At 67.2% G+C, this 16,801-nt stretch carries 17 protein-coding genes; 11 read left to right on the top strand and 6 right to left on the bottom strand.

The features are described from left to right. Positions 1–70: 70 nt before the first annotated feature. Positions 71–946 (bottom strand): phosphotransferase, encoded by an 876-nt coding sequence (locus AP234_RS32710; protein ID WP_055483629.1) that lies wholly within the window; start codon positions 944–946, stop codon positions 71–73. Next, positions 943–2,244, bottom strand: a complete 1,302-nt coding sequence (locus tag AP234_RS32715; protein ID WP_055483630.1) for a hypothetical protein — start codon at positions 2,242–2,244, stop codon at positions 943–945. The genes AP234_RS32710 and AP234_RS32715 overlap by 4 nt, the downstream gene beginning before the upstream one ends. 367 nt (positions 2,245–2,611) lie before the next feature. Here AP234_RS32715 and AP234_RS32720 point away from each other — a divergent pair, with 367 nt between their 5' ends. The 11 genes from AP234_RS32720 (at position 2,612) to AP234_RS32765 (ending at position 13,032) form a co-directional block, all read left to right on the top strand. Beyond that, the gene (locus AP234_RS32720) at positions 2,612–2,947 is read left to right on the top strand and encodes an ATP-binding protein (RefSeq protein WP_055483631.1); all 336 of its coding nucleotides are present in this window, start codon (positions 2,612–2,614) and stop codon (positions 2,945–2,947) included. Continuing rightward, on the top strand, positions 2,944–3,228 hold the full coding sequence (locus tag AP234_RS36865) for a hypothetical protein (RefSeq protein ID WP_063843184.1): 285 nt from the start codon (positions 2,944–2,946) through the stop codon (positions 3,226–3,228). Before AP234_RS32720 ends, AP234_RS36865 begins: the two co-directional genes overlap by 4 nt. 107 nt (positions 3,229–3,335) lie before the next feature. Continuing rightward, positions 3,336–4,445, top strand: coding sequence for a Gfo/Idh/MocA family protein (locus AP234_RS35635; protein WP_083502642.1), 1,110 nt, complete (start codon positions 3,336–3,338; stop codon positions 4,443–4,445). Positions 4,446–4,459: 14 nt separating this feature from the next. Further along, complete coding sequence (locus AP234_RS32735) at positions 4,460–4,792, top strand: hypothetical protein (protein WP_152990748.1); 333 nt, start codon at positions 4,460–4,462, stop codon at positions 4,790–4,792. 2 nt (positions 4,793–4,794) lie between these two features. Continuing rightward, positions 4,795–5,139 (top strand): hypothetical protein, encoded by a 345-nt coding sequence (locus AP234_RS32740; protein ID WP_055483635.1) that lies wholly within the window; start codon positions 4,795–4,797, stop codon positions 5,137–5,139. Next, positions 5,136–6,350, top strand: coding sequence for a methyltransferase, FxLD system (gene fxlM, locus AP234_RS32745; protein ID WP_055483636.1), 1,215 nt, complete (start codon positions 5,136–5,138; stop codon positions 6,348–6,350). The genes AP234_RS32740 and fxlM overlap by 4 nt, the downstream gene beginning before the upstream one ends. 83 nt (positions 6,351–6,433) lie before the next feature. Then, positions 6,434–6,634, top strand: coding sequence for an FxLD family lanthipeptide (locus tag AP234_RS35640; protein WP_083502643.1), 201 nt, complete (start codon positions 6,434–6,436; stop codon positions 6,632–6,634). Between the two features lie 91 nt (positions 6,635–6,725). Next, complete coding sequence (locus tag AP234_RS32750) at positions 6,726–9,797, top strand: lantibiotic dehydratase (RefSeq protein ID WP_055483637.1); 3,072 nt, start codon at positions 6,726–6,728, stop codon at positions 9,795–9,797. Continuing rightward, positions 9,794–11,029, top strand: coding sequence for a lanthionine synthetase C family protein (locus AP234_RS32755; RefSeq protein ID WP_055483638.1), 1,236 nt, complete (start codon positions 9,794–9,796; stop codon positions 11,027–11,029). The genes AP234_RS32750 and AP234_RS32755 overlap by 4 nt, the downstream gene beginning before the upstream one ends. Before the next feature lie 18 nt (positions 11,030–11,047). Further along, a complete protein-coding gene (locus AP234_RS32760; protein ID WP_055483639.1) occupies positions 11,048–11,887 on the top strand; it encodes a thiopeptide-type bacteriocin biosynthesis protein in 840 nt (279 codons plus the stop codon). Continuing rightward, the gene (locus AP234_RS32765; protein WP_055483640.1) at positions 11,884–13,032 is read left to right on the top strand and encodes a hypothetical protein; all 1,149 of its coding nucleotides are present in this window, start codon (positions 11,884–11,886) and stop codon (positions 13,030–13,032) included. The genes AP234_RS32760 and AP234_RS32765 overlap by 4 nt, the downstream gene beginning before the upstream one ends. Before the next feature lie 80 nt (positions 13,033–13,112). On the opposite strand, the gene AP234_RS35645 is transcribed toward AP234_RS32765, so the two are convergent. The 4 genes from AP234_RS35645 to AP234_RS32780 form a co-directional block, all read right to left on the bottom strand. Further along, positions 13,113–15,587 (bottom strand): LysM peptidoglycan-binding domain-containing protein, encoded by a 2,475-nt coding sequence (locus AP234_RS35645; protein WP_083502644.1) that lies wholly within the window; start codon positions 15,585–15,587, stop codon positions 13,113–13,115. Then, positions 15,584–16,015 (bottom strand): pilus assembly protein TadG-related protein, encoded by a 432-nt coding sequence (locus AP234_RS32775; protein ID WP_055483642.1) that lies wholly within the window; start codon positions 16,013–16,015, stop codon positions 15,584–15,586. The genes AP234_RS35645 and AP234_RS32775 overlap by 4 nt, the downstream gene beginning before the upstream one ends. A gap of 3 nt (positions 16,016–16,018) precedes the next feature. Next, complete coding sequence (locus AP234_RS39750; protein WP_083502645.1) at positions 16,019–16,438, bottom strand: TadE/TadG family type IV pilus assembly protein; 420 nt, start codon at positions 16,436–16,438, stop codon at positions 16,019–16,021. Further along, a partial coding sequence (locus AP234_RS32780) for a TadE family protein (protein WP_235558527.1) occupies positions 16,435–16,801 on the bottom strand: 367 nt, incomplete at its 5' end. The genes AP234_RS32780 and AP234_RS39750, both read right to left, overlap by 4 nt.

A 16,801-nucleotide genomic window follows, 5' to 3' on the forward strand; every position in this document is an offset into this window, starting at 1 on the left:
AGGCTTGGCCATTTCGGGCCTCCCAAGCAAGGTCCACTTCAACGCTACGTCACGGATTGAGAAGCCGCAGCTACTCGTAGGGAGACCACTGGCCCGAACCACTCGAATCACGCAGGCTGCTGATCCTCCTGCTGATCTCACGCGCGATGGATGGCCGGCTCGCCAGGGCGGGCAGGGCCCCGGCCAGCATGGTCAGCTCCCTGACCTGTCGGAGGATCGGGAACCCTTCCGCAGCCCTGACGTCGAAGCCGTACGCTCCGAGGAACTCCTCCGCCGTGGGATGGCCGAAGCGCAGTCCGTTCACCACCGTTGGGACCAGGTCCCATTCGAGAGGGCCGTGACACATCTGATCGAGATCGCAAAGCACGACTTTCCTGCCGCTCCAGAGCAGATTGCCCGCCCACGCGTCGCCGTGAATGAGTCCGTACGGCAGGCTGTACCGATTCGCGGGCAGCTCTCCATCCAGGCGGTCGCACCAATCCAGTAAGAATTCCCGATCGCTGTCCTGCAGCGTCCCGGCGGCCAGCAGGAGGTTGGTGCGGGCGTCCGCCACCGGATCCCATGGCGGTAGCGGGAAGGGCGGTGACTCCTCGTGCAGGCGCCGCAGGAGCGATGCGAGCCGGACGACGGGTGGTGCGTGGCGCGGTTGCGGAAGGTATTCCCAGAACGTGGCGACCGCACCCTCCACTACGACGGCCTCCGGGGCGGCCGGATGAATGCGCACCGCCGGAAAACCGATGCTTTCCAGCCAGTGAGCCATGCGGACCGCCCGGCGCGCCTTGGCCGCCATCTCCGCCGACGCGACCCGAACGACAGCGGCGGCACGTGGGAGATAGAAGACGATGTTGGCACATACACGAATGAGTCGGGCATCCCGGCAGTCCATACCCGCCATGTGGCAGAGGTCGAGCAGGGTGCCGTCCCCCAACGGTACGACGGTGTTCACCGCGGCAGCTCCTGCGCAGGGCTCAGGGAGCGGAACTCCTCGATGCGCTCGACGAGTGCCCGAGCCTGGGGGCACCCACGGAATCGCGGCTCGGACGCCACCCAGCGACGCACGCTGAGCAGGCGCTTGACGAGGCCGTCGATGCGCTGGCGCTCAGGAAGGCTGACGATGTTGGTGACCACCGTGGTAGCGGCTTCCAGGTCCCCCTTCAGGAGATGCCCCACGGTCAGGTCCGAGTAGGCGATCGCCTCGTTCCCGTAGGCGCGGAGGTGCGGCTCCCCCGATCGATAAAGGAAGATCGCCTGATCGGCGTATGTGATCGCGGCGTCAGGGCGGCGTAGATGCACATGCGCGCCGGCGGCCAGATAAGAATGCTTGGCCATGTCGAAGCGGAATTCGCCCCCGATGCCGTCGTGGATCTCGTCGTAGTCGTTCTTGCGATCCCAGGCGCTGTCGATGGCCCGAAGGGTTTCAGCCTCCGCACCCATGGCCGCATAAGCCAGTGCCTCGATGCTGGCGAGACGGGCGAACGCCGTACGGCTCCGCGCGAAGCGCTGACCATCGCGGGCCAGGTCCACGGCAGTTGCGGGAGCACCGTTCCAGTATGCGATCATCGCCTGCAGGCCGCGGACCCAGGCCCGTAGCGCATGGTGATCGATAACCGACGCATAGGTCCACGCCGCCCTCGCCTGCGTCATCGCCGCAGTCTGGTTCCCCATGTCCAGGCTCGCGTTGGCGAGCAGGCCGCAAAGCTGACCGGCCAGCAGCATGAGTTGAGCGGCTTGACCAGGACGAACGCGCCCATCAAGGAGCCTGAAGACCTCACCGCGTAACCAGAGCATCCTGTGGAAGAGCGGCAGAGGATCGGCGTAGACGTATTCGCTTGCGACTCGGCGGATCTCGGCGTCGAGGTGTTCCAACGTCACCGTGCTGACATCGCTCAACTGCGCTGAAGCCGCGTGCGCGAGCGATTCGCGGGCCACCTCCATGACGAGGGCCTGATTGCCAGTCGGGCGGCGGGCAGGTTCCTCGGTCGGCCCGTATGTCCGTGCGAACCCCAACTGGACCGGGCCGGTGAGAAACAGCCGACAGAGGAGGTCCTGGTAGTCGGGGCTGGGGAGATGCTCACCCTCCCACTCGATCCATGATCGTACGGTCAGACCGCGCGCCCCCAAACCTTCGCGTGCGCACATGTCGTGAAACGTCTCGACGGCCTTCTCAAGGGTCCATCCTCTGGCCAGCCGGTGTGCTTTAAGGGGCGAGTAGCCGCAGCAGGTGCGGATCTCCTGTGCAATCAAGTTCGGAGTTCTGCCCGAATTGTCCGTCCGGATCCTCCTCGCGCATTCCAAGTCGTGACCAGGCATATATCGACGGTAGGACAGAAACCGCGGTCAGAGTGGTGCCTCATAGGTGTGAACCTGCCGCACTTCCGGTGCGAACCCGCCGCACCGTGACGCGGCGCTCTCTCGCTACCGCAGGTAATCGATCCGCGACAACGTTGGAGACCGCCACGAAGCAGCGAGGGAGGCGGTTGTGGTGACTTTGGTCCGGCAGCGGTCAGCCAACATTGCCGCCTGGCCTCTGCGTAAGGACGCTCGGGCAGCGGCCCAGGCACGGCAGCTGACCAGCGGAGCGCTGACGGCGTTAGGGATCCACCCAGAACTCGTGAGCGACGCCGTTCTCATGGTGAGCGAACTGACCGGCAACGCGGTCCTCTACGGGGAGACGCCCTTCGAGCTCGTGCTGCGGTCCGAGCAGGACGAGCTTTACGTGGAGGTGATCGACGGCGCCACCCTGAACCCGGTCATGCGCGTGGCCGGCGTCGAAGAAGAGCACGGTCGAGGGCTGAGCATCGTTTTCGAACTGTCGCGAGGCCGCTGCGGCTACCGGCACAACGTGGCCTATTCGACCAGGCGGGACAGGTACGGGAAGGCCGTCTGGTTCGCGATCCCCCTGAATCGTGAGGCTCCTGCCCCAGAAACCTCGGGAGATTTGATATGACGGCAGACCCGGAAAAAGCGGCCTCATGGCTCCAGGAGCTGGCCGTCGAACTGAAGAACCGTCGATTCTCCGCCCGAGTACGCACCGGGGAGAATCGCCCGCCCTGCCTGCAAGTGGTCAACCTTGCCGCACCGGTCCTTGCCGAGAGTGTGATCACTGCGATTGACGGGGACGGCGAGTGGTGCTTCTTCTTCCCCTGGCCCCAGCGGATCGCTCCCGTGGGCGATCTCGTCGCTGCGGCCGATCGTGTCGAGCGCGTCCTCGCTGAGATCGGCCGATAGACCGGCGCGACGGCGTGGAGCACTTCCCCCGTGGCGCTCCACACCGTCGCGCCCCATCAGTTCCCTTCCGGGTCAAGACCAGCCCTTCATCTGCAGGAGTCAGCGGTATGGCAGTGACAAAACCACTCAGAGCAGCGGTGGTCGGCCTCGGACGGGCGGGGCACATTCACACCGCTGTCCTGCGTTCGCTCGATGATGTCGCCCTGGTCGCGGTGGCCGACCCCGATCCGGTACGGCGCGCCGCCTTCGACAGCGTTCACGCGGCAGCCCGTGCAGAGGATCTCATGGAACTGGAGCTGGACTACTGCGTCGTCGCCACTCCGATCCCTGAGCGCGAGCAGGTGGGACTCGCTTTGGCGGCGGCAGGGGTACCCGCTCTCATCGAAGGGCCTATCGCGCCGTCGCTGCCGGCGGCCATGCGGCTTGCCGAAGCCTTCGACAACGCCGGACTGCTCGGAGCCGTCGCACAGATCGAGCGGCACAACCCTGCGGTGAAGGAACTTGGCGTACGTATACGCGGCGGGGACTTCGGCAGCGTCTATCAGGTGACCACCCGTCGCTATGACCGCTTCCATGATCCCTCACCGCCCATGGGAGTGGTCACCCAGATGGCTACTCACGATGTTGACCTGGCTATGTGGCTCACCGGTAGTCACGTCACCTCTGTCGCCGCCAACGTCGCCCGTGTGAGCGGATGCGGTCACGAGGATCATGCCGTGGCTCTTCTGCGTCTCAGCGGGGGCGAGATCGCCGACATCCAGGTCAACCGGATCTCTCCGTGCAAGGAGCGGGCCGTCATCGCACACACTGATCGGGGCTGCGTGGTAGCCGATGCGTTGACGCATACGATCACTCACTACGCCCACGATGGGTTGGGCGACGCATCCTGGGCCATCGATCCCACCCCGTACCTCGCAGAGAAGGTGGCGAGCTACGAGGTGCCGGACGCCGACCCGTTTCGTAGTCAGCATGAAGCCTTCCGGGACGCCCTGCTCGGCCTGCCGAGCGATATCGCGACGCTGCGCCAGGGCGCTGCCGCCATCGCGGCAACCGAGGCCATCATCACCGCGGCTCGCACCGGCACCTGCGTAACGCCGACCGACCACATCCTTCCTACGGCCAGCCTGCGCGCGGCGCAGACGCCCGCACCGGCAATCGCTCGTGGTAGCCCAAGTCGTGGCGACGACGCAGACGGCCACCACGCCGCGCCCATCTGACGAGGACGATGAACGTGAACAACCACGACACCACGTCACGCCCCAGGATCACCCCTATAAAACGGGCACCGGTCAGCCCGGCCGTCGCGACCGCGCAGCTAATCCAGGAGCACCTGCGCGCCGGGTACGGCATCACCGCTGACATCCGCACCAACCGGGGTGTGGCCCTGCTCGTCCTCGGGCGGGTCATGAACGTCTGGGTGATGGTCGAGCGGATCCGCTGGGACAGCGGGATGATCGACACCGCGACCGGCACGAAGGTCTGCACGACAGTTCCGGCTGAGCAGGCCGCGCAGGCGGCGAGCCTCATCGCAGCCCGCTTTCACCAGATCCGCAGTGGTGATTGATCGTGTTCAAGCTCGTGCTGTGGGTGCGCGGCCTCCGGCTGATGCCGCACATCAACAAGGGCACCTCCACCTGGAGGTACGCCCGCAATATGGACGGGCAGAGCCAGCACTGGACGGTCATCATAGCCGGCAGGCAAGCACGCGAGACCTGGACAGCCGGGCAAGAGACCATCGGCGAGACCACGACCAGCCTTATGTTCCGCGACGAAGCCGCGTGGATCACAGCGCGGAACGTCGAGCTGCACGCTGCCGGATGGCGAATCCTCGAGATCGGTCCTGACACCCGCGTGCGACCCGCCACCATCGACCAGTTGCTCATCACAACCAAAAAGAGGGATGACCCGTGACCGACGTGACCACCGGCAACGTCGAGGAAGCCGCCGCGCTGCGTGCCGCCATGGTGCGCGAACTCCGCGACCAGGGAGCGATCCAGTCCGAGCCCGTGGCGGCAGCATTCGCTACGGTGCCGCGACACCTGTTCACACCCGGCGAGCCGCTGAAGGCCGCCTACGCCGCGAACAACGCGCCAGTTGTCAAAACTGACGACAACGGTCTGACCCTCAGCTCCGTTTCCGCCCCGCACCTCCAGGCCACCATGCTGGAAGCAGCCGAGATCGAGCCCGGCATGCGCGTGTGCGAGTACGGGAGCGGAGGCTACAACGCTGCCTTGCTGGCCGAACTCGTTGGTGATAGCGGACGCGTCACCACGGTGGACATAGACGCGGAGATCGTTGAGCGCGCCCGCACCTTCCTCGACGAAGCCGGCTACCACCAGGTCGACGTGGTGCTGGCCGACGCGGAAGAGGGTGTGCCCGAGTCGGCTCCCTTCGACAGGCTCATCGTCACGGCGGGGAGCTGGGATATCCCGCCCGGGTGGATCGAGCAGCTCACCGACGATGGCCGGATCGTCGTCCCGCTCCGGTTGAAAGGGACGACGCGCTGGATCGCGTTCGAGCGCGACAGCTTGGGCGGCCTGGTCAGCCGCAGCTACGGGTTGTGCGTCTTCGTGCCGTTCCAGGGGGCAGGCTCCCGCACCGAACGGACCGTCGTGGTCGACGCCGGGGTGGTGCTACGCATGGATGGTGAGGACCTGAAGGTTGATGTGGAGGCGCTGCGCCGGGCGTTGCACCTGCCGAGGATCGAACGCTGGTCGGGGGCCGTGTTCGACATGCCCGACGAGCTGACGCTGTTCCTGCTCACCAACGACCTGCGCATGGCGATGCTGCACGCCGATCAGGATGCCATCGACCAGAAGCTGCTCGCGCGCCCGGCGCTCAAGGGCGTGCCCGTTTTGATCAGCGGCGACAGCTTCGCCTACCGGGCCGCACGGCCGAGCGACGACATGAGCAGTGGATACGAGAGCGGTGTCTATGCTCACGGCCCCTCAGCCGAGAACGTCGCCGCCCGGTACGTGGAACTGCTGCGTCAGTGGGCGGACAAGTACCACCGTCGCGGTGCCTCGTCCATCCGGTATATCCCCAAGCCGGCCAGTCCGCCGACTCCCTCCAGCGGGGTCATCACCAAACGGCACGGGACCGTCGTCGTCACCTGGCCATAGACCGCCGGGCTCCCTGGGAGGGTCGGACGATCTGCCCAGGGAAGCACGGGGAACCCATCCGCTCCAACGAAGGAGGAATCTGCATGACCGCACGCTCTAGCGGAGGTGTGGCAACGCTCGCACCACCCATGCTCGACGCTGAAGGCTGGGACGCGGACGACTGGAGCGCCGACTTGGACGTGTCCATCGTCGAGTCCGGTGTGGCCGCTGAGCAGCTGATCCGCATGACCGACGACGGCTGCAACTCGACGTGCGCGACCGCGTGCGTCAGTTGCGGCACGTAGGCGCCCTTCTGAAATCCGACGCCTGACCCGAGCGTCCGGCCGGTGCGGCTCACCGACCGGCCGGACGCCCCCCCAGCTACGGGAGCGACTGATGTACCGATACCTCGATGCGGCGGTGTTACGCGCCCCAGCGTGGCCGCCGGACCAGCAGGTCGCGTCGTGGCCCGACCTGACCGGCCCGGACGCGGATCGCGTCTCCTGGCGGGCCTGGCTGGCTCGTACATGGCAGATACCGGGCTTCGCGGCAGCGGTGGGGCAGGCCAGCCCCGATTTGGCGCGGCGGGTGGGCGAGATCTGTGCTGGAGGGAGGGCATCCGATCCGAGTGTGCGCCGTGCGGTGCTGTCCGTGATGCGCTACCTGCTGCGCGCCTCAAGCCGCGCGACGCCGTTCGGCCTGTTCGCCGGGGTGGCTCCGGCTCGCATCACCGCTGCAACTGATCTGCCGGCGGTGCGCATCGGGGACGCTCACCGCCCGATAGCCCGTGTCGCGGCGGAATGGCTCGCCGCGGTCGTTCAGCGGCTGGAAGGTGAGACGGCGCTGCGGCGGCGCTTGACGGTAACGGCCAACAACCTCGTCTTCGAGCGTGACGGCCGCCTGGTGCTCGAACACCGCGCCAGCACTGTGGCGGACGGCGCACCGGGGGAGGTGAGCGTGCGTGCCACCGGACCCGTACGGACAGCGCTCCGGCTGGCTCGGGATCCGCTCCCCGTCACGGATCTGATGGACCGGCTGTCGGCCGCCTCCCCACGAACTGCCGAGAGCACTATCGACGCGCTCGTGGCCGAGCTGGTGGCCCAGCGCCTTCTGCTCACCTGCCTGCGCCCGCCCATGACGGCCTGCGATCCGCTCCGGTATCTCCTGCGGGAGCTGGACGCGGTGAACGCGGAAGAGATCGGCGAGGTGGCCGACATCGTGAGGGGTTTGCGCGTCGTTGCCAAGGAACTCTCCGACCATAACCGTGCGCCTGCCGCCGTAGCGGATGATCATCGGGCACGGGCGATCGTCGCGATGGCGGCCGTCCACCGCACTGAGCGCCTGCCGCTCGCGGTCGATCTGCGGTTGGACGGGGAGGTGACCGTGCCGGCCGCCGTAGCGGCAGAGGCGGCCACGGCAGCGGCCGCGCTCGTTCGCCTGGCCCGCCGCCCGGCGCTTAACACGGGCTGGATGGCCTGGCATGAGCGGTTCCTGGACCGCTATGGCCCACGGGCCCTGGTCCCGCTCCGGGAGGTCGTCGATGCCGACATCGGGCTGGGATACCCGGCCGGGTACGACAGCGCCTTCACATCCGAGGACGCGGTGTTGACCGACCGCGACCGCAAGCTGCTGGCGTTGGCACATAACGCCGCGATACGCGGCCGACGCGAGGTCCTGCTCGACGACGACGTGATCGCCGACCTCGGCACGGCGGATCCGGACGCACCGGTCCAGCCCACCACGGAACTGACCGTACGGATCGAGGCGATCACCGCCCAGGCGTTGACCGAGGGCCGGTTCACGCTCGTCGTCACAGGGACATCGCGCAGCGCGGGCACCACCACCGGCCGGTTCCTCGACCTGTTCGACGACGAGCACCGGCAGCGTATGGGTGCCGTGTACGCGCACCTACCCCCGGGTACCCGGGACGCGCTGGCGGTGCAGCTCTCGGCTCCGGCGCCGTACACGAGCACCGAGAACGTCGCCCGCGCCCCGCAGGTGCTGCCGCTTCTCCTGCCGGTAGGCGACCATCCCACCGGGGATGACACACAAGCGCTCGACCTGGATGACCTCGCCGTCACCGCCGACTTGCGCGGCGTCTACTTGGTGTCGCTGTCGCGCCGCCGAGCCGTTGAGCCGATGATCCTCAACGCGGTCAACCTCGTGCAGCACACACACCCGCTGGCACGGTTCCTCCTCGAAGCGCCACACGCGCTGCAAACCCCGTGTGCGGGCTTCCACTGGGGTGCCGCAGCCGCGCTGCCGTTCGTTCCGGCGCTGCGCTATCGGCGCACGATCATCTCGCCTGCCCGCTGGCGACTCTCCGCGGCCGACCTACCCGCACTCTCGGCTGGCTGGGGAGAGTGGGACACCGCTCTGGCCGCCTGGCGGACGGCGGTGGCGCTGCCGGAGACGGTCTGCCTCGGCGGCGGCGACCAGCACCTCCGGCTCAATCTCTGCGAGCCCGCGCACCGCGCCCTGCTGCGCGCCCAGGTGGACCGCACCGGCACCGCCGTGCTGCGCGTCGCCCCCGACCCTGACGCGGCCGGCTGGATCGGCGGCCACGCCCACGAGCTTGTGATCCCGCTCGCCACGACCGGTCAGCCTGCCGAGCCGCCCCGGCTGCCGCGCGAGGTGAGCTCCTGTGATCACGGCCACCTCCCCGGCCGGCACGGGCGGCTCTCGCTCAAGCTGTACGGTCACCCCGACCGGCACGATGCCATCCTCACCCGCCACCTGTCGCGCCTCGTGAGCGCGGTCGGCAGCGACGCACAATGGTGGTTTCTGCGCTACCACGATCCTGACCACCATCTCCGCATCCGCCTCACCGGTGCGTTCTCCGCCGCCATGGCCGGACAGGTCGCGACGTGGTGCGAGGAGGTGCGCCGGGCCGGCCTGATGGCACGCGTGCAGTGGGACACCTACTTCCCGGAGACTGCCCGCTTCGGCGGACCCGCCGCCATGCACGCGGCCGAGACGTACTTCGCCGCCGACTCGGCCACCGCCGTTACCCAGTTGACCGCGATCGCGTCCCCTGGGGGGTCCAACCTGCACGCCGTGACCGCTGCCAGTCTGCTCGACATCGCCGCCGCCTTCATCGGCGACTACGTCACGGCGATGCGCTGGCTGATCGACCACACTCGCCCCGTCGCCTCACCGCCGGACCGGGACGTCTACGACCAGGCCGTCCGCCTGGCCCAACCGGATGATGACGCCGTGCTGGCCGCGCACCCGGCAGGCGAGCAGATCGTCGCCTGCTGGGCGCGGCGACGGCAGGCGCTGGCCGCCTACCGCAACGCGCTGGAGGAGGCGGGCACGCTTCCCCCAACGGCCGTGCTGCCTGATCTGCTGCACCTGCACCACGTCCGCATGGCCGGACCCTCGCTTGCCGGTGAGCGGGCGTGCCTTCACCTGGCCCGCGCCGCTGCCTTGAGCTGGACCACCCAAACCGCGAGGAGCAGGCTATGAACGAGCCGCAACCGAACGCGCTGGCCGTGGCCGAGTCCATCGCCACAGCGCTGGCCGACCCCCAGCCGTGGGCGGTCGAGCCGCTGAACGCCGGTCGGGTCTGGCCGCAATCGCTGGCGGGCGGCGCGGCCGGTATCGCCCTGCTGCACATCGAGCGCGCCCGCTCCGGCCGTGGCGACCCCGGCACCGCGCATGCCTGGCTGGCGGTGGCCGCCTCCGGCGCATTGACTGCGGCAGCCAACGCCGGCTTGTTCTTCGGCGCTCCCGCCTTGGCCTTCGTCACACACGCGGCCACCGACGAGTCGGGCAGGTACCAGGGCGCACTGGCCCGCCTGGACGACGCCGTCACCAAACTCACCCGCGCACGTCTGGCCGTAGCTCACGCACGCATCGACCGAGGCGAACGACCCGAGATGAAGGAATTCGATCTGATCCGCGGGCTGGCCGGCCTGGGCGCCTACCACTTCAGACGCCACCCGGACCACCGGATCACTTACGACGTGCTGTCTTACCTGGTGCGCCTGACCGACCCGCTGCCCGCAGACGGTGAGCTCCCCGCATGGTGGACAAACGTCTCACCGAACGGCGAGCCAAGCCCGGACTACCCGAACGGGCACGGCAACGTCGGGCTCTCCCACGGCATCGGCTCCATCTTGGCCCTCCTGTCACTGGCCATGCTGCACAACGTGCCCGTGGTCGGCGCGAAAGAAGCAATCGAACGGATCTGCGCCTGGATCGACCTGTGGCAGCAGCATGACGGCGAAAGCCTGTGGTGGCCAGGCCTGGTCACCATCGAACAGGTGCGCGAGCAGCGCATCGACCCCTCGCTGCGCCCCCGGCCGTCATGGTGCTACGGGATCAGCGGCACGGCCCGCGCCCAGCAACTGGCAGGCATGGCGCTCGGCGACGTCGCCCGAAAGCAGACTGCCGAAGCCGCCATGCTGGCAATGCTGCGCGATCCCGCCCAGCTCGATCGGCTTCCGGAGATCGGGTTGTGCCACGGAACAGCCGGACTGCTCCAAGCGGCCTGGCGGATGGCCGCCGACGCCACCACCTCCCCGCTCGGCGCCGAGCTCCCCAACGTGGCCGCCCGGCTGACCACGCAGATATCCCGGTGCATGCACGAGCCCGAACTCCTCGACGGCGTCGCAGGTGCCGCGCTCGCCCTGCACACCATCGGCACCGGCATCGCCCCAGCCTCGGGCTGGGACACCATCCTGCTCTTGGCCTGACCACCGGAGACAACCCGAATGGACCCTCGCCCGTGGCGGCAAGTCAACGTCGCCTTCCCCGACTGGGCCGAAGCCGAGCACACCGCCGTGACCCACCTCGCACCGCTGCTGGCCGCGGCCGAAGCCGAACGGCTTCTCACCGCCTGGTTCTTCATACGCAAAACGCCCTGCTGGCGCGTTCGCTACGTGCCCAGCAGCGACCGGGCGCCGGCACACCTCCGCGACCACCTGAACGTCCTCATTCGGCAGGGGCACATCGACGCCGCGACTGAGGCCATCTACGAGCCCGAGTTGTACGCCTTCGGCGGTGCCAAGGGCATGGCGTGCGCCCATGACCTCTTCCACCTCGACAGCCGACACCTGCTCGCGTATCTCGCCCGCTCGCCGCATACCGAGCGTCGCCGCGAACTGTCGATCCTGCTCTGCACGATCCTGCTGCGTTCGGCCGGGCTGGACTGGTACGAGCAGGGCGACGTGTGGGCGCGAGTAGCCGACCACCGTGGCCTCTCCAGCCCGATCCCGCCCGAGCGGCGGCATTCGCTGGAGGCCGGCCTGCGGCGGCTTATGAGCGTGGACGTAACCCCCCTCCTGCGTGACGGCGCGCCCCTGACCTTCGCCACCGACTGGTCAGCAGCTTTTGCTGCCGCCGGTAGCGAACTGGCCGACCTGACAGCTGAGGGATCGCTGCACCGCGGCCTGCGCGCCATCCTCGCCCACCACATCATCTTCGCGTGGAACCGGCTCGGCATGCCCTACACCAGCCAGGCCGTCCTGGCCCACACCGCCAAGCACATCGTCTTCGGGAGCGATTTCACGGCCACTCCCGATGCCGAACAGACAAGGAGCGAGACACCATGAACGCCGTGCTGCAGCAGGCCGCGCAGCGCTTCCCCCTGATAGCGCGCCCCCGCCCGGCCTGCCCGCCTCTCCGGGCACGCATCGCCGAGTTGCACGACCTCGGGGACGCCGCTTCCCAAGGCACGGACGCCGACCGCCTCACGCTGGCCGCCGAGGCGCTGAACAAGGCAGCGCTGATCGCGAGCGACTGTGGTGTCTCCACTCTGGCCCGCTCCCTGTGCTGGCGGCACTTCGCCGCCTATCTGCACGCCTGGCCGTTGGACGCACGCCACGCACGCCACGCCCTGGAGCCACTCGTCAATCTCGCTCGGCTGGCCATCCGCGCACACGAAGGTATCCGTGGCTACCTTCTCCTCGACACCCTCTTCCACGCCGTCAGCACTGGCGGCGCAGCAGACATCGACGGCCACAGCATCTCGTTCGACGGTCTCACCCGCACCCGTGACGATCTCCACACGGTTCGCAAGTGGCTGTGGGGAGTCTTCCTCGCCGAGGGTATCCGGGCGCTCATCAGCGCGGGCCGGTGGGAGCAGGCAATCACCCATGCAAAGCAATACCGCGGTGTCGGCCAACGACTCTTGGACGGCCGACAAGCCACCATCATCGCGCACTGCCTCGCTGGGCAGACGCACACAGCCCTGAAGCTCGTTGCCAACAGTGAGCCCATCCAGTCCTGGGAGCACCCGGTGTCCGGCTGTCTAAAGCTGCTGTGCAGCCGTGCGGCCGGACGCGCGGTCGGCGACACGGCCGTCGAGGTCCAGCGCCAGTTCCTCGATCTCGACCGGACGGCAGGGCTGTTGGTCTTCCGCACCCGCCTCGGCCTGGTCATCCTCGACTTGATCGCCGGTATTGACCTGCCCCTGGCTGATCGCGTGTTCGCCTCCCTGATCAGCGACATCCTTGCAACGCCGGACGGGTATGCCGCGAGGGAAGTCCTGGCCCACCCGCGGGCCGGTACGCTGCTCAGCCTTGCCGAGCAGTATCAACTCACCTCAGCCGTGCAGGACGCAGGGCTCGGGTTCGGCGCCGTCCCGGCCCCGCTGATGTCCGATCTCATCTCAGCCGTGCAGATGAGCGAGACGGTGATAGAGGAGGGTCTGAACGCGCCGGACCCGCGCGAGGGAAGTCCTTCGACCTGTACGTGACGATCGACATTTTCGTGCAGAGAATAGACTTCGGGCTGGCCGTAAAACTGCAACAGCAACTCGGCCCGCCTATCGGGTACTTAAGTTTTCTCGGCAAACAGCGTGCTGAGGATTTTCTCGGTCCTCGCGCTCAAAGGAACTCCCAATCCGCTGAGGCGCTGTCGGAGCAGCTCTACCGTGCGGTGGGCCTCATCTCTACGTTTGAGGCATAGCTGCAGGCGGGTAATGCGGAGATACGTCTCCTCAGCGTCGGGGTCCAGTGCGCGAGCTCTTTCGAGGGCCTCCAATGCCTGTTCGGGATCCTTCTTGGCGCGATGCTCAGCGAGATGGGTCAGAACGTCGGCTTGCGACCGGGTCAGTGGGTAGCGGTGTTCCTCGATCCACTCGGTTTCCAGGCCTTGCGCGAGCTCCCCTCCGCACAGCTCGGCGGCCTTCGTGAGGGCTGTCAGTTTGGCGGTGGGATCGGACACCGCTCTGACCTCATCCAGAGCGGCCTGGTAATCCCACAGATCGACGCTTACCAGCGCTGGGTCGATTCGGTAGGTTGCGCCTTCCTGGGTCGTGGATGCGTTGATGAAGGGCGCTCTCTTCCTGTCACGATTCTCGTGGCCCGAAGCGGTGACCAGGGCATTGCGAAGGTGACGCAGGGTGTTGTGCACGTCCTTGCCCGTATCGTCGGGCCACAGGGCGGTCGTGAGCCGATCGCGCGTCACGCCGTCGCGATGGAGAGCGAGGTAGACGAGCGCGTTGAGCTGCAGCCAGCCCAGTTCAAGCGGTTCGGCCCGGCCGGACACGGCAACGGTGGGTGGGCCGAGGATTGATAGGCGAACCAGCTGCGGGCCATCCCAGGAGGCGGCTGCTGGCTTACTGGGCGAAGGCTCCTCAGAAGCGTAGACCTCCTCTTCTGGCATCAGTTCTTTCAGATGGGCCGCGGCCTCGTGTTCGGTGAGGTGAAAGAGCTGGGCGTCGGCGATCGCTGCGGCGAGCCGACCTGTGACCTGGACGACATGGTGCTCGTCATTGAGTTCGCAGGTTGTGCCGCTGGGCCACTCACCGAGGAGTAGCGCTACAACTCCCGCTGTCGCGCGAGAGATCAGGGGTGCTGACACCCGGTCGAAGACCTCGTCGTCGACCTCTGCGACCAGGACAACGTTCGGTAGGACCTCTCCGGGATCCCCCCGATCGCGCAGTTCCTCGATGTCCGATGCCTCTCGTTCGAGCAGCATCCGTGTGCGGGTGAAGAATGTCTGCTCGAAGTGCTTGAGAGCGCCGTCCGTCGTGTTCGTAATGACCAGCCCTGGGAATGAGACTGCGAGCCGACAAAGTTCGTCGGCTGGAGTTCCGAGCAGACGTTCCGCCAGTTCGCCGCTCACCACGACCTCAGCCCGGAAGTTGCTCGATTGGCGGAGCACTTCGAGGATGAGGTAGCGGGCGACATCGTAAGCGCCATCTCCGATCAGCCCAAGACCCGGACCGTCGAGACCGATCTCTACAGCTGATCCGTCGGGATGCCTCCCGACAGAGAGCTTCTCCGGCGCATCGATCGAATGCGCCTCCTGAAGCAGCTCGGCATCCGAAGGAGGCTGTTCTCCCCGTTCCGTGAAGCTCTGTAGATGAGCGCGTCTTAGCTCCTCAACCCCCGGGTCCGGCTTCGGCTCCGGCGTGATCTCAACAGGTTCCGATATCGACGGTGGGACATGGCGACGGCGGCGTCGTAGCCGATTGGAGAGGTAGGCCGTGCTGATGCCTGCCGCATAACCCAGCGCAACCAAGGATCCCGAGCTCAGCTCCACAACGCTGTGGTGCTCCTGCTCGGCAGGCTTCTGCATGAGCGAAGTGGGTGCAGGAGCCGGGTTCCTGATGGGCTCGGCAGCGCTCCTGACGGCAGGAGGCTCTTCCTGCTCGGCCTTTCTGGCCGGCTCTGGGAGTCGAAGCTTCCAACCTGGGCGGATAACACCCGGGTTGATGAACCTGTGTCCTCCCGGCTGGGCGGATCCGGCGTTGATCTTCCAGATCTTCCGCCACCGATCGGGATTGCCCAGCTTGCGGTCGGCGATTTTCCAGAGGCTGTCTCCCTGCCGCACGCTGTAGACCTGCTCGTGGGCTGGCGCTGGCTTATCAGCTACGACCTCGCCGAGAGCGTGCACCGGCGCCATGGCGACCACGGGAGGTGGAGCAGCGTCCGCGGCGGCCATCGCGGCCGGCGCAACGGCAACGAGTGAGACAGAAGCCACGAGGTAGGCCGCCAGGCGTTGCAGCGCACGTAGACCGGGTAGCCGGGGTGTGACCCGCCGTCCAACGACCCGTGCCCCGATCTCGACCATCACCGAGACTGAGAAGAGTGCCCATGCTCCCCAGGCGAGGAATTCCAGGACGGCGATGAACAGTGTGCCGTCATCACGAGCGGTCAGCCTGTCAAGGACTTCTTGCAGGTTGGGAATGTGATCGGGAAGTGGTGAGCCGACGAACCGATAGAAGACGATGGGGAAGCCCACAACAGTGCCGATGAGCACAATCGTGGCAGCGAGTGCGCGCGGCAGACGGGAAAGCGTCATCGGTTCGGCCTTTCGACGCCGGAGACGAGATCAGCAGTGGCGGTGGCGGTCATCGACACCGAGGAGAGGCCGACCAGCGAGAGCAGCCACGTCGGCTTGGTGACCGTGACCCGCACTCGGATCGAGTTCGGGCCGTTGATGGCCACGGTCCCCTTCTGCCCGGTTGCGGATAGGTATGCCCGAGCTGCTCGTACGGCTGCGCCGCGATCGACGACGAAATCTCGACCTTCGTATGCGGCAGCTCGATCGATCTGCCCTGCGCCGGCGCGGGCTGCTTCCTCGGCGATGCCCACGGCTTCCCAACCCGCCCGCAGCTTGGCTCCTCCATCCACAACCAGGCCGACAAAGAGCATGAGGACTGTGATGAAGATGAGGGCGTACGGCGTTATGGATCCGCGCTCGGCGTCCGTGGAGAAGAGATGGCGCATCGGTCACGCGTCCCTTCCTCGGTAAGGGTCCAGGGGGCTGGTGAAGGAGGCCCGCCTCACGACATTTCCTGGGAGACCGGGGAATGCCACGTCATCGAGAGGCACGGAGCACGAGACGGTCGCCGTGACCGCGGCAGGCCTTCCTACCAACCGGCCGAAGCCTGCCGTGTTCACCCGGACGCTCACGGACGTGCACCTGACGCCTCGGCTGCTCAGGGAATCGTGCGCGCTCGAAGTGGCTCTTGCTTCTGCTTCGGCGACAGACCGTGCGATGGATGCCTGACGAGCCGCATCACGTGCCGCGGCCTCTACTGCCGCTGCAGCGACCGTGATCCTGCCACCGGCGATCGCGAGCAGGACGACCAACACGATGGCCGTGATGGCGAGCATCGCTTCCACGGTGGCGCTGCCGCGTTCCGTCATAAGGTCCGTCCAGGTCTCGTGAAGCGTTCGACCGCTCCTGCGGCTTCCTCAATGACCTGAATCGATGGCAGAAAAGGGACCAGGGAGAGCGAGCGGCCCCGTACAGTCACCCGGACGGTGGTCGCGTCCCCTCCGCTGGAGGCACTGATGGCGTGGAGGAATCCTCCGGCCGTCCGCTCGGCGTAACTCCTGGCAACGGCTGCGCCTGCTGAACGGGGAGCGCCGTCAGCCCGCGCGGCGCGGACGCCCTCCTGAGCGGCGGCGAGCGCGACGGACTGGGCGAAAAACAGCAGGCACAGCTGCATGCAGGCGAGGATCGTGAGCATAACGACGGGCAGCACGATCACGACTTCCGCGCTGATG

Source organism: Sphaerimonospora mesophila (assembly GCF_001417795.1).
GTDB classification, from domain to species: Bacteria; Actinomycetota; Actinomycetes; order Streptosporangiales; family Streptosporangiaceae; genus Sphaerimonospora; species Sphaerimonospora mesophila.

Excerpts from the sequence above, each read along its gene's own strand:
- AP234_RS36865 (WP_063843184.1), top strand. The coding sequence starts at position 2,944 with ATGACGGCAGACCCGGAAAAAGCGGCCTCATGGCTCCAGGAGCTGGCC.
- AP234_RS35635 (WP_083502642.1), top strand. The coding sequence starts at position 3,336 with ATGGCAGTGACAAAACCACTCAGAGCAGCGGTGGTCGGCCTCGGACGG.
- AP234_RS35640 (WP_083502643.1), top strand. The coding sequence starts at position 6,434 with ATGACCGCACGCTCTAGCGGAGGTGTGGCAACGCTCGCACCACCCATG.
- AP234_RS32750 (WP_055483637.1), top strand. The coding sequence starts at position 6,726 with ATGTACCGATACCTCGATGCGGCGGTGTTACGCGCCCCAGCGTGGCCG.
- AP234_RS32755 (WP_055483638.1), top strand. The coding sequence starts at position 9,794 with ATGAACGAGCCGCAACCGAACGCGCTGGCCGTGGCCGAGTCCATCGCC.
- AP234_RS32760 (WP_055483639.1), top strand. The coding sequence starts at position 11,048 with ATGGACCCTCGCCCGTGGCGGCAAGTCAACGTCGCCTTCCCCGACTGG.
- AP234_RS32765 (WP_055483640.1), top strand. The coding sequence starts at position 11,884 with ATGAACGCCGTGCTGCAGCAGGCCGCGCAGCGCTTCCCCCTGATAGCG.
- AP234_RS35645 (WP_083502644.1), bottom strand. The coding sequence starts at position 15,587 with ATGACGCTTTCCCGTCTGCCGCGCGCACTCGCTGCCACGATTGTGCTC.
- AP234_RS32775 (WP_055483642.1), bottom strand. The coding sequence starts at position 16,015 with ATGCGCCATCTCTTCTCCACGGACGCCGAGCGCGGATCCATAACGCCG.
- AP234_RS39750 (WP_083502645.1), bottom strand. The coding sequence starts at position 16,438 with ATGACGGAACGCGGCAGCGCCACCGTGGAAGCGATGCTCGCCATCACG.